General features: G+C 56.9%; 14 protein-coding genes. 3 read left to right on the forward strand and 11 right to left on the reverse strand.

Annotated features, from left to right (window positions below):
- Positions 1-401: 401 nt before the first annotated feature.
- On the forward strand, positions 402-6,179 hold the full coding sequence (locus ACIOWL_RS01040; RefSeq protein WP_400380556.1) for a DUF4082 domain-containing protein: 5,778 nt from the start codon (positions 402-404) through the stop codon (positions 6,177-6,179).
- A gap of 618 nt (positions 6,180-6,797) precedes the next feature.
- Here ACIOWL_RS01040 and ACIOWL_RS01045 read toward each other — a convergent pair.
- Genes ACIOWL_RS01045 through ACIOWL_RS01055 form a run of 3 tightly spaced genes read right to left on the reverse strand, consistent with a single transcriptional unit; the run spans position 6,798 to position 9,895 of the window.
- Positions 6,798-7,829, reverse strand: a complete 1,032-nt coding sequence (locus ACIOWL_RS01045; protein WP_400380559.1) for a hypothetical protein — start codon at positions 7,827-7,829, stop codon at positions 6,798-6,800.
- Entirely contained in the window at positions 7,826-9,145 is a 1,320-nt protein-coding gene (locus tag ACIOWL_RS01050) for an MFS transporter (RefSeq protein WP_400380562.1), read from the reverse strand. Before ACIOWL_RS01050 ends, ACIOWL_RS01045 begins: the two co-directional genes overlap by 4 nt.
- Positions 9,146-9,148: 3 nt before the next feature.
- Positions 9,149-9,895 (reverse strand): hypothetical protein, encoded by a 747-nt coding sequence (locus ACIOWL_RS01055; RefSeq protein WP_400380564.1) that lies wholly within the window; start codon positions 9,893-9,895, stop codon positions 9,149-9,151.
- A gap of 272 nt (positions 9,896-10,167) precedes the next feature.
- Here ACIOWL_RS01055 and ACIOWL_RS01060 point away from each other — a divergent pair, with 272 nt between their 5' ends.
- Together ACIOWL_RS01060 and ACIOWL_RS01065 are read left to right on the forward strand one after the other, a co-directional pair.
- Positions 10,168-10,755 (forward strand): DapH/DapD/GlmU-related protein, encoded by a 588-nt coding sequence (locus ACIOWL_RS01060; protein ID WP_400380567.1) that lies wholly within the window; start codon positions 10,168-10,170, stop codon positions 10,753-10,755.
- Between the two features lie 96 nt (positions 10,756-10,851).
- The gene (locus ACIOWL_RS01065) at positions 10,852-13,536 is read left to right on the forward strand and encodes a WecB/TagA/CpsF family glycosyltransferase (RefSeq protein ID WP_400380569.1); all 2,685 of its coding nucleotides are present in this window, start codon (positions 10,852-10,854) and stop codon (positions 13,534-13,536) included.
- A gap of 175 nt (positions 13,537-13,711) precedes the next feature.
- On the opposite strand, the gene ACIOWL_RS01070 is transcribed toward ACIOWL_RS01065, so the two are convergent.
- The 8 genes from ACIOWL_RS01070 to ACIOWL_RS01105 form a co-directional block, all read right to left on the reverse strand.
- Positions 13,712-15,004: a hypothetical protein gene (locus tag ACIOWL_RS01070; protein WP_400380571.1), complete on the reverse strand. Its 1,293-nt coding sequence runs from the start codon at positions 15,002-15,004 to the stop codon at positions 13,712-13,714.
- 28 nt (positions 15,005-15,032) lie between these two features.
- A complete protein-coding gene (locus ACIOWL_RS01075) occupies positions 15,033-16,985 on the reverse strand; it encodes an O-antigen ligase family protein (RefSeq protein ID WP_400380574.1) in 1,953 nt (650 codons plus the stop codon).
- 3 nt (positions 16,986-16,988) lie between these two features.
- The gene (locus tag ACIOWL_RS01080; protein WP_400380576.1) at positions 16,989-17,804 is read right to left on the reverse strand and encodes a hypothetical protein; all 816 of its coding nucleotides are present in this window, start codon (positions 17,802-17,804) and stop codon (positions 16,989-16,991) included.
- Positions 17,805-17,904: 100 nt separating this feature from the next.
- Positions 17,905-20,271, reverse strand: coding sequence for a glycosyltransferase (locus ACIOWL_RS01085; protein ID WP_400380579.1), 2,367 nt, complete (start codon positions 20,269-20,271; stop codon positions 17,905-17,907).
- On the reverse strand, positions 20,268-21,749 hold the full coding sequence (locus ACIOWL_RS01090; RefSeq protein ID WP_400380582.1) for a lipopolysaccharide biosynthesis protein: 1,482 nt from the start codon (positions 21,747-21,749) through the stop codon (positions 20,268-20,270). The genes ACIOWL_RS01085 and ACIOWL_RS01090 overlap by 4 nt, the downstream gene beginning before the upstream one ends.
- A gap of 2 nt (positions 21,750-21,751) precedes the next feature.
- A complete protein-coding gene (locus ACIOWL_RS01095) occupies positions 21,752-22,879 on the reverse strand; it encodes a DegT/DnrJ/EryC1/StrS family aminotransferase (RefSeq protein WP_400380584.1) in 1,128 nt (375 codons plus the stop codon).
- Positions 22,876-23,568 carry a NeuD/PglB/VioB family sugar acetyltransferase gene (locus ACIOWL_RS01100; RefSeq protein WP_400380587.1) on the reverse strand — a complete coding sequence of 231 codons (693 nt, stop codon included), beginning with the start codon at positions 23,566-23,568 and terminating at the stop codon, positions 22,876-22,878. The genes ACIOWL_RS01095 and ACIOWL_RS01100 overlap by 4 nt, the downstream gene beginning before the upstream one ends.
- Before the next feature lies 1 nt (position 23,569).
- Entirely contained in the window at positions 23,570-24,724 is a 1,155-nt protein-coding gene (locus ACIOWL_RS01105; protein ID WP_400380590.1) for a DegT/DnrJ/EryC1/StrS family aminotransferase, read from the reverse strand.
- Positions 24,725-24,785: the final 61 nt, after the last annotated feature.

A 24,785-nucleotide genomic window follows, 5' to 3' on the forward strand; every position in this document is an offset into this window, starting at 1 on the left:
ACGTGGCAGCCAGTAGCTCTCCTCAAGAGACAGTAAATATTTTTGGCAGTCAACACAAGGTACCTACCAATTCGAGGCACCCGCCAACAGCCAGCAGTCATCGATCTGATCGGCTTGCGTGTGCAGAGATTCATGTCAAGGTTTTCAAGGCAGTTTCCCCAAGATCCTTTTCGCAAAAACATCGACAATCACCGTACGTTCAAATCCTGTGGACACAAATACCCTTTGACGTGCCTTCCGAGATAGTTTCCATACTCGGATATTTCCTGATTATCCAAAACTCTTATATGCGAGGTAGCTTGGCACCGTATGCTGAACATGCCCCGAAGAACCGTTTATTCGGCGGTATCCACGCTCGCGCGTCAGTTGGCGCATCATTGGGGGATGAAATGGGCTTCGTCATGGGGACGACACGTCACTTCTTTAAGGCAATTAAGCGTTCAGCTTCAACCGCGGTTGCTGCTTTTAGCGCATTGGCACTGGTTCTTGTTGGCCTGACGGCGGTCTCGGCGCCAGCCGTGGCTGCCGATTGCGGACCTGGGGCCAACGCCATTGTCTGCGAAAATTCCAAACCGGGTACGTCTTTTGAAGAATGGGACATCGATGGTGCCGGAGACGACTCGATTCAGGGATTTGCAACCGATATCAGTGTGAATGTTGGCCAACGGGTCGAATTCAAGGTTGATACCGATGCCAGCGATTACTCCATCGATATCTATCGCACCGGATGGTATCAGGGGCTCGGCGCTCGCAAGATCACTTCGATCCAGCCCAGTGCCTCGCTCCCCCAAAATCAGCCTGAGTGCCTGAGTGATGTCACTACCGAACTGATCGACTGCGGTACGTGGGCTGTTTCCGCGTCATGGGACGTCTCATCCGATGCGGTGTCCGGAGTTTATCTCGCTAAACTCACACGCGATGACACCGGCGGTTCGAGCCACATCACGTTTATCGTCCGCAACGAGGCCAGCACCTCTGACATCTTGGTACAGACCTCGGATCCGACCTGGCATGCGTACAACCTCTACGGTGGCTCGGATTTCTACTCGGGGGCGGATAATGGTCGAGCCTTCAAGCTGAGTTACAACCGGCCTTTTGCCACACGTGATGGGATCGAAGCCCGCGACTTCTATTTTGGTGCCGAATATCCGTTGGTACGTTTCCTTGAACGCAACGGTTACGACGTCAGTTATTTCTCTGGTGTCGATACCGACAGGCATGGCGAACTGCTGACCAATCACAAGGTTTTTGTCTCCGTGGGACACGACGAATACTGGTCAGGCCAACAGCGCAAGAATGTTGAAGATGCCCGGGATGCGGGAGTTAACCTGCAGTTCCTCACCGGTAACGAGGTCTACTGGCGCACACGTTACGAAAAGTCGCCCACCGACCAGAACGATTACCGGACGTTGGTCTCCTACAAGGAGACCTGGGGAAATAACAAGATTGACCCGGCCGACGAATGGACCGGGACATGGCGTGACCCCCGCTACGCTTCCACCGAGGACGGCGGCGGACTTCCCGAGAATGCGCTCACCGGCACAGCTTATGTGGTCAACAGCGGCGATTTGCCGGTGACGGTTAATGCCGAAGAAGGCAAGATGCGCCTGTGGCGTGATACGCCGTTGGACTCACAAGACTCAGGCACTAAAACCGAGCTGGCACCCCACACCGTGGGGTATGAGTCCAATGAAGATCTTCCCAACGGCTTTCGCCCGCCGGGCCTGATTCATTTGTCCACCACCACCGGGTCGGTACCCGAGTATCTCCAAGATTTCGGCAACACCGTAGCGCCCAACGACACCACACATCACACCACGATGTATCGGGCGGCCAGTGGCGCGTTGGTGTTCTCCACCGGCTCCGTGCAGTGGACGTGGGGCCTGGATCAATGGCATGACGGAAACGGCGCACCGGCCGACGAACGAATGCAACAGGCGCAGGTCAACCTCTTTGCGGACATGGACACCCTGCCCACCACACTTATGAGTGAATTGGTCCTGCCCACCGCGGCTAAGGACACCACCGCACCAACCCTCACCGTTACCGAGGCGCCAACCGGGTCCGTGCGCAACGGCGAAATAATCACGGTCAAAGGCACCGCCACCGATGTGGGAGGACGCGTCGCCGCAGTCGAGTATTCCTTTGACGGCGGAACCAGCTGGAAAGCAGCTACCGGAACCAGCACCTGGAGCTTCACCGCGGTTCAGGAAGGCAGTGGCGATGAAGAGCTACTGGTGCGCGCCGTAGACGACTCGGCAAACTACCCGCAGCAGGGAACAACTGTCCCGATGCAGATCACCGGCCCCTACAGTGTCTTCGGCCAACGTGTTCCAAAGACCGCTGACTCAGGCGACGGATCAGAGGTTGAGCTCGGTTTGCGATTTACCGCAAAAACCGACGGATACGTCACCGGCGTGCGTTTTTACAAGAGTCAGGCCAATACCGGAGCACACACCGGCACGCTGTGGACGGTGAACGGAACACAGTTGGCAACCGTCGCATTTACCAATGAGAGCGCAGAAGGCTGGCAAACCGCAACCTTCACCAATCCAGTCGAAGCTCGTGCCGGAGACGAATTTGTTGTCTCCTACTATGCCCCGAACGGCCACTACTCGGCCGTGACTCAAGACTTTGCCTATCGCGGAGCGGAAGCCAACCCCATTGGGGCAGCTGGAGGGTTCGGCACTCCGGCGGCAGGGTTGTTTGTCAGTGGCAGTGGATTCCCAACCAGAGATTGGGACAAGGCAAACTATTTTGTGGACGCGGTATTTGAAACCGGGGAGTCGATCACCCTCAATGCCTACGGTCATACGCCGGCCGATACTGCTCGCAGCGTACCGATCACCACACCGATCGGGGCAACGTTATCCAAAAAAGTTGACGCATCCTCGGTGCAGATAGTGCTGAAAGACGCATCAAATAACACTGTCCCCGGCACCACCTCTTACGACTCGGCCACACGCAAGGCGACATTCACACCACAGGCCGAACTCGCACGGGGAACCGTTTACAGTGCCGAAATCTCGGCTACCGATACCACCGGCAACCCGGTGGACAACGGTGCGACCTGGACATTCACCACCGTACTGGCGACCCCGGCAGACCCTAACGAATGCCCCTGCGGATTGTATCCGGATGCCGAGCTTCCAACTGTGCCAGTTGTCAACGATGGTCGACCGGTCACACTAGGCACCCGTTTTTCCGCAACCGAGGACGGCCAACTCTTAGGACTCGAGTTCTATCGGAGCCCGGGCGAAACCGGTGCGCATAATGGCTGGCTGTACTCGTCTGCCGGAGAACAACTAGCACAAGTGACCTTCCCAGATGATTCAGCCGTCGGCTGGCAGTATGCCGCATTTGACTCTCCCGTGAGCATTTCAGCCAACACCGAATATGTGGCTGCCTACCGCAGCAACGGGATATACCCGGTCACCCCCGGGGCCCTAGGCGCTCCAACCCAAGTTGGACCGCTACGCACCAGCGCTTCGGCAGGCCACTACAGCTACGCCGAGCAGTTCCCCGACTCGCTGGTCTCCAGCAGCTACCTGGTGGATGTCAGGTTCCAGCCACAGGGGCAACCCGTCGGGCTCACTGACCGGTCCCCCAACAGCGGTGTTTTTGACGCCTCCGTGGATTCACAGATATCCGCGACTTTTAGCCAACAGCTTGAGTCTGGTGCCAAACTGGAGGTCGCTACCGGGGGCAACCCGATCCCTGGAACCACCGAGGTCTCCGAAGATCTCAAGAAACTGACGTTCACTCCGGACACGCCGCTACCCGAAGCGAGCACCATCACCGTCACACCGAAAAATATCTCCGGTGTCGACACCGGGGCGGTGCAGATTCCCGCGTGGACCTTCCGCACTTCGGGCGGCAACCAGTCACTGCAGACCTTTTTAGGAACCCAGGAACCGGCGAACTTGGACCCTTCAGATTCGTCAGCCGTTGAATTGGGACTACGGTTCAACAGCGGGCAGGATATCGAGATCCAGGGACTACGGTACTATCAGGGCCCGTTGGGTGCCGGTGAGCACACCGGCAGTGTCTGGGATGCCCAGGGCAACCTGCTGGGTACCGCAATTTTCCCAGCAACCACCACCCAAGGATGGCAGACGGCTTTCCTGAGCACACCGGTGACCATAACCGCTGGCAGCGATTTTGCGGTCTCCTACCAGGCTCCCAAGGGCGGATACGTTTTCACCGGCGGTGATTTTAGCAACGGAAAAACCGACGGTGTCCTTTCGCTCAAGGGCACCAACGGAATCTTCAGCTACGGCTCGGGCAGCATGCCGTCCAGCTCCTGGAACAGCAGCAACTACTTCGCCGATTTGGTGTACCGCAGCGTTTCAGGCTCTGGTGAACCCACCGCAACTCCGACCCCGAGTACCCCGGAGCCCACCAGCTTGCAGGTAACCGGGCGCAGCCCAGAAGCCCAAGCCTCGGGTGTCAGCACAACCGCTGCCGTGAGCGCGACATTCAATCGAGCTGTGGCCGAGGGTTCATCACTGTCGCTCACGCAGGGCGGGTCGAGTGTGGCCGGTACGTCGAGCCTCAACACCGAGCGCACCACAGCGACCTTTACCCCCGAAGAACCGCTGCAACCGGATACCATCTACACCGTTGGCTTCAGCATCACCGGGGAGCCAGCAGGATTCACCAACCCTGCTTCCTACTCGTTCCGCACCCAGGCGGAGCCCGAGGACCCGGCCAGCTGCCCGTGTGGATTGTTCAACTCAACCGAAGCGCCGACGGTTCCGGTAGTCGCTGACGGAACTCCAGTCACCCTGGGTACCAGGTTCTCCTCGGATGTTGAAGGCTCCGTGAGTGGCCTGAAGTTCTACCGCAGCATGTCAGAAAATGGGCCGCACACCGGAACACTGTATTCAACGGCCGGTGACGTGCTGGCCACGGTGCAGTTCCCGGACACCGGCGTTTCCGGATGGCAGTACGCCGAGTTCGAGACTCCGATAGAGATCCAAGCCAACAACGACTATGTGGCCGCCTACCGCAGCAATGGAACCTACCCGGCGTCGCCAGGTAAGTTCGCCACCGACACACAAAACGGACATTTGAAGACCAGCGCCGGGGCCGGGCACTATACCTACGGAACTGGGTACCCCAGCTCCACGGTCACCACCAGCTACCTGGTTGATGTCAGGTTCACCCCCAAGTCACCCCCTGTCACCGTTGTTGAACGGTCCCCGGAAGCCGGAGCATCCGGGATTGCTTTGGATAGCACCTTGAGCGCTACCTTCAGCCAAGCGCTAGAAAATGGTGCGAAGTTGAAGGTCAGCGGCCCGGAGGGTGAGATTGACGGGGTCTCCCAGGTGGATCAGCAAGGCATGCGAGTGACCTTCACACCAAAAGATCCCCTGCCCGAAAGCAGTGTACTGACCGTGGCGCCACAGAATATTCGCGGTGTGGATTCCGGTGAGACCGCTATTGATCCGTGGACCGTTCACACTTCAGGTGCGCAAATCCAGCTGGAATCATTTTTGGGTGATCAGGTTCCGCTCACCTTGAACCCCCAGGATTCCGGAGACGTCGAACTGGGGATGCGTCTGGAGGCCGCACAGGACCTTACGATCCATGCGATTCGGTACTATCGCGGCAGCACCGGAACTGGAGCATCCACCGGAAACATTTGGGATGCTCAAGGCACTCGGCTGGCCACCACAACCTTTGGCCCGTCAACGGAACCCGGTTGGTACACGGCATACCTGAGCAATACGCTGGAATTCAACGCGGGCGAACAGTTCACCGTTTCCTATCACACCCCCAATGGTGGGTACGTGGTCACCGGTGCGGACTTTGCCAATGGAAAGGACAACGGGGTGCTGAGCCTATCCGGCAGCAACGGGTTGTACGCCTACGGGCCTAGCACTAGGCCGACTGGTTCCTGGAACAGCAGTAACTACCACGTTGACCTGCTCTACTCACTCACGCCGGCTCCAGCCGCCCGTCAGGCAACGGCTGAGGTTTCCACAGCGGAGGAAGCCATCGAATCACCGGAGGAAACTACGGCTCCGGAAACAACGAAAGCAGAAGAACCCGAACCGGAGCAGACAACGGAGCCTGAAGCCACCACCGCGGCTCCAAGCGACACGCCTACGCCTGAACCAACCAGCACGCGGCAACCACAACTGTCGCGACCGCCAGAGTCCACCGAAGAGTAACGAACTGGAGAATCCACAAAAGCGTCGCTGAGGGAGAATTTCCTCAGCGGCGCTTTTGCATGTGATTGGAGTTAGATTCCCGTTGTCGTGAATCGAAATTCAGGTGCCCGGTAATGCCATCGCCCGAACCGGGTACCGAGCCCATCAGCCAGTCCATCCGAACGGGCCAGCCGCTCAAGGGCGGCCTGGCATCGGGCTGCATGCATTCCAACGTGCGGTGGTTACGTCCGCCGAAGAACAACCCCTTCCGTAGCTCCGGGTCCAAAGAATCTAACGGAGCAAGCGAGATGTTACCCCTGCGGGGACAAGGCCTTGGGGGCTGCTACACTCGGCTCGCTTCGAGCACTGCCGCGCCGCAGATCCGCGCCGCAGATCTGTTGGTAGTGGCGTCCTGGAGCAGTATCTTCATAATGGCGTGCTCCTGCGCCATCAAGTCCACCTTCGCAGGATCGATTACGCGCGACCTGCCGTGGCCACGCTAGTGGCCGAGGGGTCACGAACAGGCCGGGTCGGGCCGTACCCAGTAGGGAGAGCTGCGGTACCGGGCACGTGGACCGGGTACGTGGATTAGCGGTTCCAACTACAGATAATTAACGACTGGTGTCCCGCACCGACGGGTCAGTCGGAAGCACGCACAACCGAAGGCGACCAGGCATGCTCAATAAGCAGCTCAGGTTCAGCCTCGGGCTGGGCATCAATGACGTAAACATCACTGTCACCAACTTCTCCGACCCGCGGAACGCCAAATAGCAACCGGTCATCATCCAGCCACTCCAGCTGGTCGTCAAAACCGTCACGCAACCCAATGATTGTTTCTTGCCCGGTCTTCAGGTCCAGGACCGCGATATCCCAATGCACCGTGGCACCAGAGCCGGTGCGCTTTTTATAGGCGACACGGGTCCGGTCCGGCGACACCGAGGGACACTCGGCGTTGTCATGTACCGAGGTCAAGGTGCGGGCGGAGAAACTTCCGTGCATCAGCCACGTGCTACCGCCAGAAGCGACGGTTACATAAAATTCGTCTTCGGAGACGAAACTTACTCCCCAGACGTTGCGGTCAACGGCGGTCAGTTCCTTCCCGTCAACCATCATGGTGAATTCTTCGAGGTTTCCATATCCGGTACCGTCCGCCCGGGTCACGGTGGTTTCGGTGGAAAAACTTCCTGCAGCGTAGGAATGCCCTGTCACAAACGATGTAGTTGCCACTAGCCCGCCGTCGGAGATTCTGGTGCGGCTGGGAATCCCCGGGAGTGGTAATGTCTCTAGGGCATCACCCTGTGTGTCGAGTACGTCGTTGTGAAAAGTAGTGGGAATCCCCCGTTGAGTTCGCATACAAGAAATGAGTCCAGCGCGCTGGGCAACGCGGTCGCAAACGATTCCAGTTAATGCCCGTTCCCCGCCGGGGGCATCGAGGGCAACAGCCGCCAGGGTGCCGTATCCCTCACCCATCGCGGTGTTGCGAAAAACAATACGGTCACCGCTTGGCATCGTCTCTCGAAGCGCAGCCGCTGAAACGCCGCTAGTGCGTTCTTGATAACGGGAAAATGCCTGCATGCTGTAGATGCCTGCCGCTCCGAGAACCAATACCGCAACGATGATGAGGATCAGTGTCCGGGTTTTGCTGATGCCTCTTTGATCCGTAATGCTCATGGATTCACTTTATGAGATTCGGCGGTTTTTCCAAGCAAGAGATACCACGCGAGCGGCACCATCAACAGGAGCAACGCGGCCACCCCAAGAAGAGCAATTTGTGCACCGAAAATCACCCACAGCACACCGAATCCGGTCGCTGACAGGAGTCGTGCCACGGCCACCACCGTTTGTGCGGCACCGATGCCGGTAGAGACCGAGCCTTGCGGGGCCAGCTGTCCGGCGAGCGCTGCCAGCACACCGTCAGTCGCAGCGTAGAACAGTCCCAGGGCGGCCAGCGCACTAAGGATAAAGAGAATGGATCCTCCCCCGCTGGCGCACAGGTAGGCAACCGCCAGGGCCACGTGCCCCAAGACAAAAACTGCGGCGCGTGAGGTTCGGTCGGCAAGTTTGCCCAGGGGAACAGCCAGCACCAAAAACACGAAGTTAGATCCGACAAATAACAGTGGGAACCAGAAGTAGTCCATGGTTCCGTGGTCCATCAAAGCGAGGTACACAAACCCGTCTCCGACGGTCAATAGGCCGAGTATTCCTGCTGCGCACAGCAACCGCCCCATCTGTCCGTGGGACAGCATTCGAAGCATCGGGCGAACCTTTAGCGAACGAACCGGTTTCGTTGCCGCTATCACTTCGGGCTCAACCGTTTGGGTGGTTTCCTGCTCAGGTAGAGGTGTTGTTCCAAGCTTGCGGTTCGGCACCACAAGAACCAGCACAGCCACGCCGAGAATTGCAACAGCCAGGGACAGAACAAAAACGGCTCGATATCCGTCTGGAACCATCAGCAAAACCATAAATGCAAGCAGCGGCCCCGCGGTAGCTCCGATGGTGTCCAATAGCCGGTGCAGGCCAAAGGACCTTGCCAAATGTTCGGGTTGCGATGCCTGTTGAATCATCGCGTCGCGTGGTGCGGTGCGGATTCCCTTTCCCACGCGATCAATCCCGATCACCGCGGTGATCGCGGCAAACCCGGTAGCAAAAAGCAATCCTATCCGGGCCACCATTGACAGTGAGTAGCCGGCCACGGCGACCGGTTTGGGGCGGCGGCTTTGGTCTGCTGTATAGCCAGCGGCTATCCTGACCAACGCGCTGGCCGATTGATTCAGGCCTTCAAAAAATCCATAGGCGATCATGGATAACCCAAGTGCCCCGGTGATGTACATCGGGAGGATTGCTGCTACGGATTCCGAGGAAATATCGGTCAGCATGCTCACAATACCCAGCGCAATCACCGTAGGTGAAGCTTTGAACGCCACCTGGGTGGCTCGGGCAGAATTTGAGGCTTTGTTACTCTTCCAATCAGAGAGACTCAGATACATGCCCTATCCCTCCACCGTGAATACGCCTGCGGCGTTGATCTCGGTCAACCCGGTCGGCAGCTGGTGCAGGGTGACAGTTGCGGTTTCCTTGCCAAACCCGGCCTGAAGCTGTGTTGTCCCGTCCGCTTGGTCGCTGGTAGTTGCAAGCCACTGAAGATCTTTGAAGTGGGACTCATAGAAGGCCAGCACGTCTTCCACACTTTGTTTGCTACGCCCTTGCACCCCCACCATAACCAGCGAAGACTGAGCTTCCACGGATGAGCGTTCGACGGTTGTCGAGGCCGGCAGCGGTATCGCGTCCTTTGGGAACCCCTTGGTCAGTTCCCCCTCAGCAGCCCCGGTTTTGGGTGTTTTGGATAGCACCGGTTCCCGGGGTTCGGCGCTTGGCAGTGCGCTGGAGCTTTTACTCGGTTCTTCGGGCACTTCCAGTCGCTCGTCTGCCTGCGTTGGCTGCGGATTCCAGCTCGGACGGGTGGCCTGCACCTTTTCCGAGGAGTCACCCTCCGCAGAAGCTTCGGTGTCTTGGCCTGTGGCTGATGCCTTCGGAGCGGTCGTTTCCGACGGTGTTGCAACAGGCTCTTGTCCTGATGGAAGCGCGGAACTTTGAGTTGTTTGTTCGGTTGCGCTAGGAACCGGTTCGCCGGCCTGTGATGGCTGCTCTGAACGCCCCATCCAGTCCATTGCAAAAGCGACAATAAATAAGATTGCCGCTAACGACAGGATCACGGCAATCAAAGATTTGGATTTCATTTTCTCCCCCATGGATATCCCGATCCCCCACGAATACGCGATATCACCATGACCAGACTAAAGCGTGAATGAACCCTGTGTCGTGAGTGGTGAAGCAGCCTTACACTCGATTACTACTTGTCCCAAGGCATAGTCCACCTAATTGGTACGTTCTTCGCGGATTCTCGTTGTGGAACGGTGAAGCTGAACTTATCCTCATAACTTAGAGGTGCCCCACACCGCATTCGATGGGCACCCATGGCTAAGACAAAGCCATACTTGGGGGAAACTACATGTCACATATTGAAAACACCGCTGATGTCTCAGCGGGGGCACGTATCGGTGCCGGCACACACATTTGGCACCTGGCGCAGGTGCGTGAAGGCGCGCAGATTGGTGCCGGTTGCAACATTGGGCGAGGGGCGTATATCGGCCCTGACGTGATTCTGGGTAAAAATTGCAAAATCCAGAACTACGCTCTGGTTTATGAACCGGCCCGACTTGAAGGCGGGGTGTTCATTGGACCTGCCGCCGTTCTCACTAACGACTTATATCCGCGTGCAATCAATACCGACGGCACGCTCAAAGATGGGTCCGACTGGCATGCCGTTGGGGTCACCCTACGAGAGGGTGCTTCAATTGGTGCCCGGGCGGTCTGTATCGCACCGGTAGAAATCGGTGCCTGGGCCATGGTTGCTGCGGGTGCAGTGGTCAGCAAGGATGTACCTGCCCATGCGCTGATGGTTGGAGTTCCCGCAAAACAACTTGGTTGGGTTGGGAAATCAGGTCACCGCTTGATCCCTGAGGGCGAAGACTGGGTTTGTCCCGCCACCGGTGAGCGATATCGCTTCGCCAATGATGAGCTCTCTTCTGTCGGCTAACTCAGCCGCATCTAGTTTTATCTAAGCCCTACCGGTCCTTTTCTTTGCCGCGATGCCTTGCGGCCGTACCCTGACCGGCCTTGCAAGGAGCCTACTGTGCATTTAACACATCAAAAAATCAGCCTCGGCGGAATCGTTGTAGACCTGATGGATCAGCACGCCGCGGTGAAGCAGATCATTAACCATGCGTTGATTCCTGCTGAAGCTTTTGGCCCGCTCTCGGTAGTATCCGCGAACCTTGATCATATTATCCAGTTCGGCAGCCAGAGCCGTTGGCGCGGGGTGCTCGGTGACTCAACGCATACAACTCGACCATTGCGTCCTGGGAATGATCCGATCCATGATTCCACGGAACGCGGTATGCACTGGCTGACCCTGTTGGACGGTGCACCGCTGGTGGCTCAAGCCAACCAAATGACCAAACAGCAATGGCCTCGCTTGGCAGGCAGTGATCTGATCGGTCCGCTCCTCGATGCCGCCGAGCAAGAGAACCTCTCGGTAGGTTTTCTCGGTGGCCAACCCCAGGTGCAGCAACAACTAGCGGCAGAGCTGCTGGTAGATCGTCCGAAGCTTAAGGTATCGGGGTTCTGGGCGCCTTCACGAAACGACATCGAAAACCCGCAAACGTCCTTTGAACTTGCAGAACAGATTCGGCTGTCGAAAACGGACGTGCTGGTGGTGGGCCTGGGTAAACCTCGCCAAGAGTTATGGATGGCAAGTTACGGGGCGCTCACCGGTGCCAAGGTACTGCTGGCGTTCGGGGCCGTGGTGGACTTTCTTGCCGGTGTCGTTAAACGCTCACCGAGCTGGGTCAGTGACAACGGATTGGAGTGGGCCTGGCGGCTGAGTATGGAGCCGCGTCGGCTCGCTCAGCGTTATCTGGTTAATGACCCTCCGGGATTGTTGAAAATCCGTCGCGAACGTACCTACCTCTCCGGGAAAACTGCACCGCGCCAGATCGAGAATCTGCCCCTTGTCTTGAAGAAGTTGCAAACCCGGCCCGGTGAATTTGTTTCCGCGCAGGAACATGCTGATGTGAGCGTGTTGGCGGTGACGTACAACAACGCGGACTCAATTCAAGAACTGATCGATAGTTTGCGTGTTGAAGCACGGGATCTTCATTTGCGGGTTGTGGTTTCTGACAATGGTTCCTCGGATGAGACCCTGAGCATCCTCAAGCAGCATCAAGATGTTCTTGTTCTGGAGAATCGGGCCAACCTTGGGTACGCCGGCGGCATCAATATGGCGCGCACGCTGATTGGTGACTGTGAAGCGGTGCTCGTGCTCAACCCTGATCTGACGGTATCTCCCGGCGCCATCTCTGCACTAACTGCCCGGATGCGTCGTTCAAATGCCGGGATCGTTGTGCCAAAACTTCTGGAGTCTGATGGGACAACCTACGTTTCACTTCGCCACGAGCCAACACTTTCTCGGGCGCTGGGCGATGCACTTCTTGGGGCCAAAATACCCACACGGCCTAGCTGGACTACCGAAATCGACTTCGATACGGAGAGTTATGCCCATCCGCATCAAATTGATTGGGCCACCGGCGCTGCGCTTCTAATCGACGCCAAGCTGGAACAACAGCTTGGGGCCTGGGACGAACAGTTTTTCCTCTACTCGGAAGAGACTGACTATTTCCACCGCGCCCGGGCGGCAGGAGAAGAGGTTTGGTATGAACCGGCTGCCGTAATGACTCATCAGATGGGTGGATCAGGTTCATCCCTGGAGCTCAACGCTTTGATGGCGGTCAACCGAGTTAAGTACGCCCGCAAACACCGAACCGCCCGTTACGCTGCAGCATTTCATACACTCGTGACATTGCACCACGCAGCACGACGCAATGTCCCCGCGCATCAGGGATTATTTCAACGGGTGGCAAACGAAAAATCGTGGCAAAGCCTACCCAGCGGAACACAACCGGTGGATGGTGGAGCCAATTTCCCGCACGGGGTCGTCATCATTCCCGCCCACAACGAGGCCAGCGTCATTGCTCGCACGTTGGAACCGTTGACGCCCCTGGCGAAAGCCGGCACCATTGACGTCATTGTGGCGTGCAACGGCTGCACCGATGACACCGCGGAAATCGCCCGTGGGTTTGCTGGTGTTCAGGTGATTGAGTCATCGATCCCTTCGAAGGTCGCTGCGCTAAATCTTGCCGATGACTCCACCGGCGTTTTCCCGCGCTTGTACCTTGACGCCGACATCACTTTGACGGTCTCGGCCTTGCGTATGACTTTTGACCGGTTGAACCAGCCAGGTGCCCTCTCGGCGCGTCCTGCGTTTGAGTACGATACCGACGGTGCATCACCATTAGTCCAGGCCTTCTACCGTGCGCGTCGTCGTCTTCCGTCGACAAACGAGGCCTTGTGGGGCGCGGGCGCTTACGCCATGAGCGCGTCGGGACGAGCACGCTTCGATGAGTTTCCAGAATTCACGGGTGATGATCTCTTTGTTGATCTACAGTTTGGAGCTGACGAAAAGGAGATTGTCCCCAGTATCCCGGTGAAAGTTTCGACGCCTCGTACGGTCGCAGCGCTGATGGGGATCTTGAAGCGCAACTATCGTGGCCAAACCGAAATGGACAGCCTTGCCGTCAGTTCCCGCAACGGTTCTTCCACAAGAAGAACATCGGTAGAACTAGCACGTTCCATTTCCGGCCCAGGATCAGCCTTTGATGCCGCAGTCTATGCCGGTTTCGTAGTCTCAGCGCGGCTCAAAAATCGGCGGGTCAAGCCTGAAATCGTTGTATGGGAACGAGACGAGACCAGCCGCGTCTAGCGGCAACTCGCAGGAGGAGTATTCAGGTAGTCCCGTTGCGACAAGTATGTGTGGTTGCCCCTGTTTAGGGACGTTGATCGAAAGTGGATCGACGTCCCTAAGCTGCATTGGGGCTAAAAAAGTCAACGTGCCGGTACAGACTACTCCCATTGAACAGCTTTCTCAGCTGTCCAAGTCAGCATCCTGCATTGGTGAGTTTGTACAGGTGAATCGAGTTCCCATCAGCAAAGGAATCCGTGAACATCCCCCCGGAGGTAGTAATCGTCCGGTCTTCGCCTAGAACTTCAACTTCTTTTGGCACATCACATGACAGCGAAAAATTTGTCTTCTGACCGGCGGACTGAGCGGACCCCGCAAAGATGTACAGGTCTTCACCCAACGACTTCACCAACGTTTGAGTGTTTCCTTCAACGGTCAGCTGCCCCTGGAGAGTTGGTGCATTAATAACTGGCGCTAGTGCTGTCACCTCGGAGTTAAGCGACTGGATATTGCTGCTGAGCTTCGCGCCACAATCTCTCAAGACGTGCTGTGACTGGCAGCTTCCACCAAAACTGTGGTTGAAGTAGACGATGCCTCTGGCGCCAGCAATAATGCTCTGCCACACTGCGGCACGGGTCTCTTGGGCGGTGATGGCACGTGCACCGTCCGCAAAAGGCAAGCCGATTTCAACGAACCCCCAAACTGGCATGTCAGACTCGGGCTCCACTAAACCGCGGACACGTTGAACAGTCCACCCATAATTCGCAGCGAGCCGACATTCATCGGCGGTCATGTCCCGAGGTGTCGCGAACCTTGTCCCTCCTTCGTGTTGGCTGCAGATGTACGGATCGGTGAACCAGTAATTATCTGCTGACACGATGTCAGCATACGAGTTTACGAAGTGCTTCCCGGGTTCGTCGGGGTCCCAAAACGTGACTCCCTTGCCGAAATTGGCGTACACGGCCAACCCTTCGGGAGCCTTGGCCAACGATTTTTCCATTACCGTGTAGCCACAGCGGCTCTCCTCGGGTTCGCACACGGGTGCTTCCCCAGGCCAAGCTCCGGTCCAAACGCCTTCGCCGGATTTAGCCCACATATCCACTTCGTCTGGCAGTACATAGCCATTCTGCTGTTCCGTCGCCAAACTTGAGAGCACATACATGTTGTTGTCCCAAGCAAGAGAGGGATCTGAGTCAGGCGTAACCTCTACGTATGTATTGATTCCGAATGATTTATCAGTTTGGACCCCGGCAACGTCCGTCAAGCTTTCATGCCAAAGCGCCAAGGGGAAAAAACTTGCTTCATCTGATAGCCCATTTGTGAATTGGGCATAGTAGTCTGCTCCCCCATCTATCGCCTGTCGTGTCCTCTGTGATGCATCGATATTCTCGGGGCTTGGGCTGCACCCGCTTAATGCCAAAACACCAGCTGAGGCCAGCACCAAATACTTGCCTAGTGAACGAACCAGTTCAGGGTGGGTATTCCCCATGTGTTTTCACCTCCCGTGAATCTACGTTTTAAGGCAACCCGAGTTTTCGACGAGTCAGGTCATAGGCGAAGCCGGCTCCCATGAGCGTCAGAAAACCGAAAAGAAGCAACGCCCATTTGGTACGCGGCGCGATAGTCTGTGGAACGATGTCCGCTGGATAAGTATCTGTCAGGATGTGAGCGCTGTCGATGATCTTCATATGCTCCTGTGGTTGTGCGGCAAGGACTTCAAGCTCATCGGTGATCGCATTAATTTTTTGCAGCACCGCCTCATTGGAATTGGCAACAACCTCTACACTGATGATTGCGTCGGTCATGTATGTTTGCCATTGTCCTCCGGCATTCGAAACATATACCGAGGATCCGGACGAAATTCCGGTCCCGTAAATCGGTGCGGAGACGGTCTGAATCGCATCAAGCCCATGGATCCCGTCGTAGCGATGCTCAACCATCGTGGCAAACGGAATCAGGTCTTGGGCATCGGACCTTAGCGAGTTTCCTCCAACAGAGGAGGCTGGCGGCAAAAAAACCACGTCACGTTGCGCCCAAACAATGTTTGGTGTTGCCCTGATTGATAGGGCAATCGGCGCAGCCACCAGCAGGACCAGCATCGCTGCCGCCGTAGCGATCACATGAGCACGATGTTTCGAGACCGAAAGAACCGGGATCATGAATCGGTTGTAAGTATTTTCTTCTCCGGCCAGTCTCACGTATGCCGCCGCCAAACCGAGAACGAGAAACAAAACACCTGGAGCCTGTGGGAACGACAGCGCATCAAAGAACGCCATCAGGGAGGCTCCTACGGCGATTGAGGCTGCCAGCCCCACGCCGAGGTGGCTTTCCAAGGTACTCATTTTTGCCTTACGCACGGCAAAAATGCAGTAAACGGAAGTCAACAGCACCCCAAGGAAAGATAAAATCCCAACGATTCCAATTTCAATCAGCAGCTGCAATAGCTGGTTGTCCAAGATCCGATACGAAGGAAGAAAGGTACCGAATCCCCGGCCGAACCACGGATGTATAGAAAAAATCTCAAAAGCGACACCGTAGCTGTCGGTTCGCGAATTAACGCTTGAATCAACCGAAGAAAACATGTCGCCAATGGTGCGTACCAGTTGTGGGAATGCCACGGCGGCAGCACCAACCCCGGCGATCATCGACAAAATTGTTATCCGTCGTACCTTACTGTCCCAGAACGGAAACATTGCCATGAAACACAGCACAAGACCGATCAGTGCAGACCGAGTCAGCGACATCAGCGAAACCAATACCAGTAGCACGACTGGAACAAGCCGTCGGGACATGCGACGTGCCTGATCTCCCACGCACAACGCTAAAGCCAGAGGTAAAATCGTCACGATCACCGCCGCGAACTCCAATGCGTGCCGAGCCGTACCGCGCGGGCGCATGTAACCGCCACGGATGTCGATTCCTGCATCGGTGCCAGCTAGCCCCGGGGTGGGAATCCGATCGATGAGCACCGTTCCCGTCACAAATTGGTATGCTCCCAGCAGCGCAATCAACGCGCCAGCGAAAACCAAACGTCGAATCAACACCATCAAACGATCGAAGCTCGGAATTCCGTCGGCAGCGACAAAAAATACGCCGGCGTAGCTGGCAAGTTTAATCAGTCCTGTATCTGCTGCGTTTCGATCCATAATGGGGGCCGTCATCGTTGCAGCTACCACTTCACTGGCCAACACCGCGACGCAGAACAAAATGAATGCGATAACAACTGGATTCGGAAACCGCGCTCGTGTTGAACGGCGTGCTCGAAACCAGAGCCACCAGATGAGAAGCCCAATGGCAAAAATGACCGATGGGGTACCCGACCCGCCCAGCTGAGCAACCACACGATCGCTGGGCACCAAAAACATCAGCACAACATAAACTGTCAGACCGCTCACTGCATCAGATTTGATGCGCGGTTTTTGCGTTTTAGTTGGCTCGCTGACCGAAGCTGAAGGCGCAGTCTTAAGCATTGTTTAGAACCCGTTGAACGCTTTCAGGTTGCGCACCTGCAAGATTGACGAGTCTGTGGAACGTTTAACGGACGAGCTGGCCGATTCAGGCAGCAGACTCAAATCGATCTCTGGGAGAAGCGAGCCTCCACCGGGTTCGTCGTGATCACGAGACTTCTTTTTTGCTTCATCGTTTGGTTTCTCGAGATCATGGCCATCGTCAGGGCCATTTTTACGCTTGGCCCCGCGTCGGGTAAGGAGCTTGTCAACGGCAGCGGCGAGCAATAGTGTGCCCACACCCCCAACACCGGCCGCAATTGCCATGAGTTGCAATTGCTTTTTGTTCTGTTCTTCAGGCGCAGCGTCCTTAGACAGCGTCATTATGCCGATCTGCGCGTTGGCTTGCACCTCAAGTTGGTCCTGAAGGCCCACCAAAGTTTTTGGAACCTGGGCCACCACCTGGTCCAAAATTGCCATTGTCGTTCCCGAATCGGGTGCTACAGCAGTGATGTTGATGATAGGTCCAGTTGTCGTTGTGTCTTGCTCCAGCGCGTACCCAACACCGGTTTGCTCACCAACCAACTCCTTTTGCGATTCCGCAGAATTCATACTGATCACGAGAACGTTCAGGGCTTGCCCCAGGCCGCCAAGATATAGATACGGATTATCCCCCTCCGCCACAGACTTCTCAGGCGGAAGCAGGATCACGGTGGCTTGCGCTTGATAGGTAACGGGCGTCATAACATAGGCACCATAAACCATGCCCGCCGTCGCCAGTATTCCCGCAAGAACGATGTACCATCGATGAATTAAGCTTCTCAGCATGTCGTTAACAAACATATTTCCCCCCAAATTTTGTCGCCAAGGCGACTCCCCCATGCCACAAGGTCCCCAACCTGTGGATGCGCCGAATGAATCAGGTTCTTCGGCTTAATCGAGTCTACGTGTCGGATAACACACAGTCATCAATTTCGGCTAAAAGTTGTTGCGCTCGCCTCGGCCAACTGTGCTGTTCAGCAATCTGCAAACGCTCTGCTCGTTCGGCTGGCTCCAGAGCGCTGGCGACAGCTTGACCAAGCAACTCCACAAATTCTGGAATCGAATCCGCAATGAGCACGTGCCCCGTATTCAGCCAGGCTGAGGATGGCAAGTTCGTGGAAATGACCGGTAAGCCAGCAGCCAGATAGTCTAGGGTTTTCAGCGGAAAACTCGCCTGGTTAAATTCATTGACTGCGTATGGAGTGATTCCTACCCGAGAATGTGAAAGGAATTCAGGAACCTGTTCGGTTGGAATCTGCCCCACCCATTCCACACCAGGCGAGGCCAAAAATCTTTCCATTCGCGCCCGCCACAGTGGATCGCCGCCCCTGAGCGGGCCAGCGATGCGCAGTGCGATTCCGGCGTCTGCAATCGCCTCGAGCAAACTCAAATCAAGTCGCTCGTTTAGCTGACCGACCAGCCCCGCAGATGGCTGCCCTCGATCAGGCACAAGGTCTTGAAGCCGGCATCCATTGGGCAACAGCGCTACCCGACATGTAGGATCCAGCTCAGTCAACTGCTGGACCAAGGTTGGCGACACCGCAAAAACTACGTCTGCTTGCGCCAAATTCGCTTTAAGTCGTTTGCTGACACTGCCGTTAGGCAAACCCATAAGCTTTTCGCCGGCAATCCAATCATCGGTGACGTACAAGATCTTCAGACCGTCCACGAGCCTAGGAAAGGCAGCCGTCGCCGACGCATTAACGATCACTGTTTTCTCAGCTTCTCGGGTCCGGGCGAACGCGCGGATTCGGCGTAGCGGTAGCAGATCATACAAATTACGCACGGCCGCAAATCGGACGCCAGCAGGCACTTGGGTACGGATTCGGGTTACTCCGACCCCTACCTGATCCACCCCTACGGGTTTCAACGGCACCTGCTGACCTTCACTGAATGAAGAGCGGATACTTCGTGGCGGATCGACCCATAGGACAAAAGCTTCCTGTGCCAAGGCACTGGCTAACATATGGTCGGTACCTTGCACGTCATCCCAGAAAGTTCCGGGCACAAAAATGACTCTGCGCTGGGTATCGTCCAGGCGACTCTCGCGTCCTGCGACAAGGCGCTGGGAGTTAAAATCATCCGTTACGACCTTTCGCTGCACACGTTGTGCTGCGCGCTGGGCGAGGTAAACACCGAAGTGCATCCCTGCACGGGCAAGTTCCAGCCAACGTCCCTGACCACGTTCCTGGGCCTCGAGGTAGGTTCCTTCCAAGATGGTTGCCGCTGCCTGTAAACTGTAGCGTTCTTCAATGATCCGACGCCCAAATTCTCCCAGTTGCGTACGCAACGGAGCGTCGTTCAGCAGCCGCGAAAGTTCTGTGGCCAAAACAAGTTCGCCATTGTGAGAGTTATCCCCGATACCGTACCAGCCTTGCCATTCAAATTCTTGACGCGTGGATTCGTCAAGCAACTTCCAATAGCCGTTCTCACCCTGCACAACCAGTGGCTTGGCGAAACTCATTGATTTCAATGCCGAACCACCCATACCCAACATGATGTCCGCGGCAGCGTAAGCACCGCGCGGATCTGACAGCTGACCGCATAAAATGATCGTCCCCGGCCTGGAGCTGTTGACCTTTTCAGCGCGCGCGCTGACTAATTCTTGGGCTGATCCATCACCCACGATGGCCATTACTATCTTCCGTTGCCGTGCAAGCTGACCAACATGATCAATTGCCGTCAGAATTCCTTCGAGTTTCAGCTCTGGCACCAACCGTGACACAACAACCAGCAGCAGCACATCGCCAGGTATTCCATGCGTAGCGCGAAACTCGCAACCGAGAGCGGTATCGGCCTGGTTTTCGTTGATATCGATTGGAGGTTCCAACAACGAGGTCTGTGTATATCCTTTACGAGTTCGTTCGTCTTGAATCTGTTCGGTTCCCACAGTCAAGGCCATGTCACGAGGGATAAAGTCCGCGACCGCCATCGACATGATGGTAGAAACACTTGTTACTCCCTGAAGGCCTTGCACGGCAAGTCTGCATTCGAGCGACGGTGGCCATTCGAATCCGTGCAACACGTCTAGTTGGCGTTCTACCGCAAGACGTCGCAGGTCGGAAACGATTGAAGGGGTAGGCCGAAAACGCGGGCGAGGCGACGCAACAAATTCAAGTCCTAGCTCACTAATGCGTTCTACCAATGGACCAGGCCAACCGTAAACAATCACTTCATGTCCCTGAGCCTGCAGCTGGGCGGCCAGATCAATGGCGTTAAGCTGGCTGCCACCCATTTCCAGGTCATGAGGATAGATCAGGATTCTCATGCGGTCACCGTTGTTTCGTTGTTTCGTGAGATGTTCCGGATGGCAGAGATTTCGCCGCGTTGACGCCACAGCAGCACGCCCAGCACCAAAAGGGTAAATAGCCCGCCAAGGGCCAAAGAAACCAAGGGATGGATTTCCAGTTCACTGGCGATAAAGCAGGCAAATCCGGTCGCCAAACCGCCTAAACACGGTCGCCAAAATACCTTGACCAAGAACTGAAAATGCACCCCAAGGTTTCGCAGTTGCGCCAAATAGATTGGGAGAATGATCGCGAACCACACGATGGTCTGCGCGGCAGCCAGACCCACGATCCCACCAAGCTCAGCTCCAAGCCACAACGCCGGAACCAACAAAATCAGTCCCGTCAGTTGAACTACAAAAACGACCGAGGTCCTTCCCGCTACCACTAGGTAGTCGTAAACCAGTTCGCAGAAGACTCGCGCTAGGGCCGCGACTACCAGCCACATTAATACCGCCGCAGCTGGCATCCAAACTTCACCGTAGATCAACATCACCAGTGGTTCAGCAGCACCGGCTAGGGCCGCAAAAATGGGAATGCTCACGCTAGCTACTAAGGTGAAAAGGCCACGCAGAGTGTTTTGGGATCGTTGTGGATCATGTTGCACCGCGGCGAAAACCGCAGGAGCGACGCGCCGCAATGGCTGCGAAACGATGTTCAATGGCCAACTGGACAGGTTGAACGCGAGCACATAAAAGCCTAGTGCAAGGGTTCCAAGCAGTGCTCCGGCCATCAATTGATCCGCATACCCTACAAGGAAAACCACGATGCTAGAGCCGGCTAACGGAAGCCCAAATTTAAGGAGATCAACGGCTTTCTGCCGATCAAAACCCAAACGATAACGAATCGGTGAGACCACCAGAAACATGATGCCGGATAAAACACCACCTACCAGCCGACCGATGGCCAACGCCATGGCCCCCATTCCCAGGAGGGCGAGGAGAATCGAAACTACGGCTCCACCCCAAACGTTCACTTGGTCGATGACCATACGCGGACGTTCGAGGAATGAACGCTGAAGCAGCGCCGCCGGCCCGGCAACGGCCCCGTTAATCAAGACGGAGAGTATCAAGAGACGGACAACTGGCGTAGCTTCAGGATCCCCCATCAGCGCGGTGAATGCGGGTGCCGTAAACCAAGCCGCAGCACAGAACACCGTGCTTCCTATCAGGGATAACGTATTAACCGTAGGGAAAATCAACGCTGGGTCACTCGGCCACCGCACAATAGCCAGGCTCACCCCGAGCTCGTTGAAACTCAGTACAGCCATCAACGCGACCAAGGCAATGGCAAACGTGCCAAACTGTTCGGGACCCAAGACTCGAGCCAGCACAATGCCTATCCCCAAGGTCCCAAGCCGTGAAATAAGGGTATTAGCCAAGCTCCAGCCAAAAGCTCCACCGGCCGAGGGGGCCGTGGCCTTGGTGGCCTTGCCAGTCTCATTCCGGTGTTGATCCATGGCTACAGTACTCGCTTTAAGGTTTGAACCACCCGCTGCTGCTGTTCCTCGGTGAGGTGCGGGTACAGCGGCAGCGACAGGATGCGATCGGCGGCCTGTTCAGCCACCGGGAACGAACCTGCACCGTACCCAAGGTGGGCGAAGGCTCCGGTCAGGTGGATCGGTTCCGGGTAGTGGATTCCGGCGCCAATACCTGCCTCATTCAGTTCCGCCAAGACCCGGTCGCGATCTTCGACCTGGATAACGTACAGGTGCCAGACATCCTCATTGCCTTCGGCCTGCTGCGGCAGAACTACCCCTGGTACCTCGGCCAGCAACTGGCCATAGCGCTCTGCGGCCCGTCGACGCAGCTCATTCCACCCAGCCAAACGCTCAAGCTTGGCGCTGAGCACCACCGCCTGAACCGCATCCAGCCGGGAGTTGCGCCCTACGGCCTCATGGACATACTTCACCCGGCTTCCGTGGGCCGACAGCAGGCGAACTCGCTCGGCGAGCTCGCTGTTGTTGGTCAACACCGCTCCCGCGTCGCCAGCCGCCCCAAGGTTTTTGCCCGGATAAAAGCTTGTTCCTGCAATCTGCCCCAAGGTTCCGGCCTTGCGACCAAAACGGGTAGCTCCCTGTGACTGCGCGGCGTCCTCAATGATGATCGCTCCGCAGGCCGCGGCAATGGGTTCCAGCTCCTCAACAAACGCTGTCTGCCCGTAAAGGTGCACCGGGATGATCGCCTTGGTTTTTTCGGTCACCGCCTCGGCCACCGCCAGAGGGTCAATCAGCAGGTACTGCGGGTCAACATCCACCGGCACCACGGTGGCACCGGTCAGGCTTACCGCCTCTGCCGTGGCGACAAAGGTGTTTGCCGGAATGATGACCTCGTCCCCCGGCCCCACCCCGGCGGCACGCAAGGCGAGCTCCAGGGCATCCGTCCCGTTCCCTACACCGATGCAGTACGTGGTATCCAAGAAGTTTGCATAAGACTGTTCAAAGTCGCTCACCGCAGCCCCGCCGATGAACGCAGTGTGCTCAAAGATGTGGGCCAGTGAGGCGTTAACCTGTTCCTGGACTTCGCGCTGTTGCGCTTTGAGATCAACCAGCGGAATAGGTGCGTGGGTTGTCGTCGAGTTATTGCTCATCGAGTGGCTTCTTTCAGGCTTGCGTTCGAAAGTGTGTGGGAATCCTGGACCGGCTGCGATCCAGAGCGGAACGTATTCAGCTCGCGGGCCGGATTTCCAGCCCAGGTCTGGCCCGCCGGCAAGTCGGAGATCAGGGCCGCGGCCATGCCCAGCACGGAACCAGGCCCGATATTGAGGTTTTCCCGGACCGTGCTGTTGGTTCCTAGATAGGCCTCGCGGCCCACGTGGACGGATCCGGCGAGCGCAGCACCGGCGGCCAAGGTTGAGTAATCCGATAAGACGTCGTCATGGGTGAGCACTACGCGGGGCATCAGCACCACGTGGTGGCCAATGCGGATGTCGCTGGTGGCCACGGTGCCGGCAAGGATGATGCTTCCGGTCCCCACGTGGACGTTTGAGCCCAGTACCGCATGGGCACTGACATGTGTCGCATACCGTTCATTGTCCAGGCCCAAGCGCCGGATGATGGCAGCCCGGGAGCTTCCCTTGCCTGCACAGATCAGCAGCTGCTCGGTGCGTTCGGCCGCCAGCTCCAACCCGCCCAGGACCGGCACACCATTCACTTTCGTTCCATGTAACGAAATGTTGTCATCCAAGATCCCGGTGACCTCATGGTCACCGGTGCCGCGGATTGATTCAAGTGTTTCCCTGGCCAGCCCGCTGGCGGCCAGTAGCAGTACCTGCGCCATCCTAGGCCCCGGTGCTGGTGAGTACACTGGCGGAAAGCACACTGACAATCACGCGGTCTTGCTCGGCTTCGCGCAGGTCGTGGTAGAGCGGCAGGATCAGCGTGTTGGCGGTCAGCTGTTCGGTTACCGGCAGCGGGATCGTGTATCCGGAATGCCCTGCATATGCTGGCTGCAGGTGGGTCGCCATGATGCCGCGGCGTGCCGAGATTCCATCTTCGGCAAGCTTTGCCAGCAGTTCTTCACGGCTCAGCGCAAACGCTTCGGTGAGCTCAATCCAGAATGACTGGTAGTTCGACGTTCCATACTCTGGATCTTGCACACAGCGTAGTCCCGGAATCCCTGCCAGAGCCTGTTGGTACCGTGCTGCCAATTCCCGGCGGCGTGCCACCATCTGGTCCAGTTTAGAGAGCTGAACCAAGCCTACGGCGGCCTGCATGTCGGTCATGCGGAAATTAAAACCGATCTCGCCATAACTTTCCTGGGGAGCCAAGGTCGAGCCGTGGCGGTCAGCGGCAGAAACATCCATGGCGTGTTCGCGCAGTCGCCGGGCGCGCTGCGCCCACTGTTCGTTGTTGGTGGTGAGCATGCCGCCTTCACCGGTGGTGAGCAGCTTCCGCGGGTGAAACGACCAGGCCGAGACATCTGCGCCCACTCCAACCGGAGCGCCCCGGTAGGTGGAGCCGGCACCGCAGGCCGCGTCCTCGATCAAGGCCAGACCCTTTTCGTCGCAGAGCCTGCGCAAAGGCTCCAGATCCAGGGGCATTCCGCCCTGGTCTACCGCAATGATTGCGGTGGTTTTCTCGGTCAGGGCCGCTTGGATGGTGTTCGCGGTGACATTGCCGGTCTCCAGCTCAACGTCTGCGAAAACCGGGCGTGCGCCAAGGTACGTCGGCGCATTGGCCGTCGCAATAAATGAAAACGACGGCACAATGACATCGTCTGAGGGCTGCACCCCTGCCACTTTAAGTGCCAGGTGCAATGCGGTGGTGCAGTTCGAAGCCGCCACCGCGTGCCCGACCCGTTGGTACTTGGCAAATTCCTGTTCAAATGCTGCGGTGCGCGGCCCCTGAGCAACCCAGCCTGAGGCGATAACCTCTGCTACCGCGTCGGATTCGGCCGTCCCCAGCCATGGCTTCATGACGCTAATGCGATCCATGATTCTTCCCCCAAAAAATCGGTGTTCGCGTGAGTACTCACAAATGTAATGTGTACGTGGG

The organism is Glutamicibacter sp. NPDC087344 (assembly GCF_044744225.1).
In the GTDB taxonomy this organism is placed as follows: domain Bacteria; phylum Actinomycetota; class Actinomycetes; order Actinomycetales; family Micrococcaceae; genus Glutamicibacter.

Excerpts from the sequence above, each read along its gene's own strand:
- ACIOWL_RS01080 (WP_400380576.1), bottom strand. The coding sequence starts at position 17,804 with ATGTTTGTTAACGACATGCTGAGAAGCTTAATTCATCGATGGTACATC.
- ACIOWL_RS01040 (WP_400380556.1), top strand. The coding sequence starts at position 402 with ATGGGGACGACACGTCACTTCTTTAAGGCAATTAAGCGTTCAGCTTCA.
- ACIOWL_RS01070 (WP_400380571.1), bottom strand. The coding sequence starts at position 15,004 with ATGGGGAATACCCACCCTGAACTGGTTCGTTCACTAGGCAAGTATTTG.
- ACIOWL_RS01045 (WP_400380559.1), bottom strand. The coding sequence starts at position 7,829 with ATGAGCATTACGGATCAAAGAGGCATCAGCAAAACCCGGACACTGATC.
- ACIOWL_RS01100 (WP_400380587.1), bottom strand. The coding sequence starts at position 23,568 with ATGGCGCAGGTACTGCTACTGGCCGCCAGCGGGCTGGCCAGGGAAACA.
- ACIOWL_RS01095 (WP_400380584.1), bottom strand. The coding sequence starts at position 22,879 with ATGAGCAATAACTCGACGACAACCCACGCACCTATTCCGCTGGTTGAT.
- ACIOWL_RS01055 (WP_400380564.1), bottom strand. The coding sequence starts at position 9,895 with ATGAAATCCAAATCTTTGATTGCCGTGATCCTGTCGTTAGCGGCAATC.
- ACIOWL_RS01085 (WP_400380579.1), bottom strand. The coding sequence starts at position 20,271 with ATGAGAATCCTGATCTATCCTCATGACCTGGAAATGGGTGGCAGCCAG.
- ACIOWL_RS01105 (WP_400380590.1), bottom strand. The coding sequence starts at position 24,724 with ATGGATCGCATTAGCGTCATGAAGCCATGGCTGGGGACGGCCGAATCC.
- ACIOWL_RS01090 (WP_400380582.1), bottom strand. The coding sequence starts at position 21,749 with ATGGATCAACACCGGAATGAGACTGGCAAGGCCACCAAGGCCACGGCC.
- ACIOWL_RS01050 (WP_400380562.1), bottom strand. The coding sequence starts at position 9,145 with ATGTATCTGAGTCTCTCTGATTGGAAGAGTAACAAAGCCTCAAATTCT.
- ACIOWL_RS01075 (WP_400380574.1), bottom strand. The coding sequence starts at position 16,985 with ATGCTTAAGACTGCGCCTTCAGCTTCGGTCAGCGAGCCAACTAAAACG.
- ACIOWL_RS01060 (WP_400380567.1), top strand. The coding sequence starts at position 10,168 with ATGTCACATATTGAAAACACCGCTGATGTCTCAGCGGGGGCACGTATC.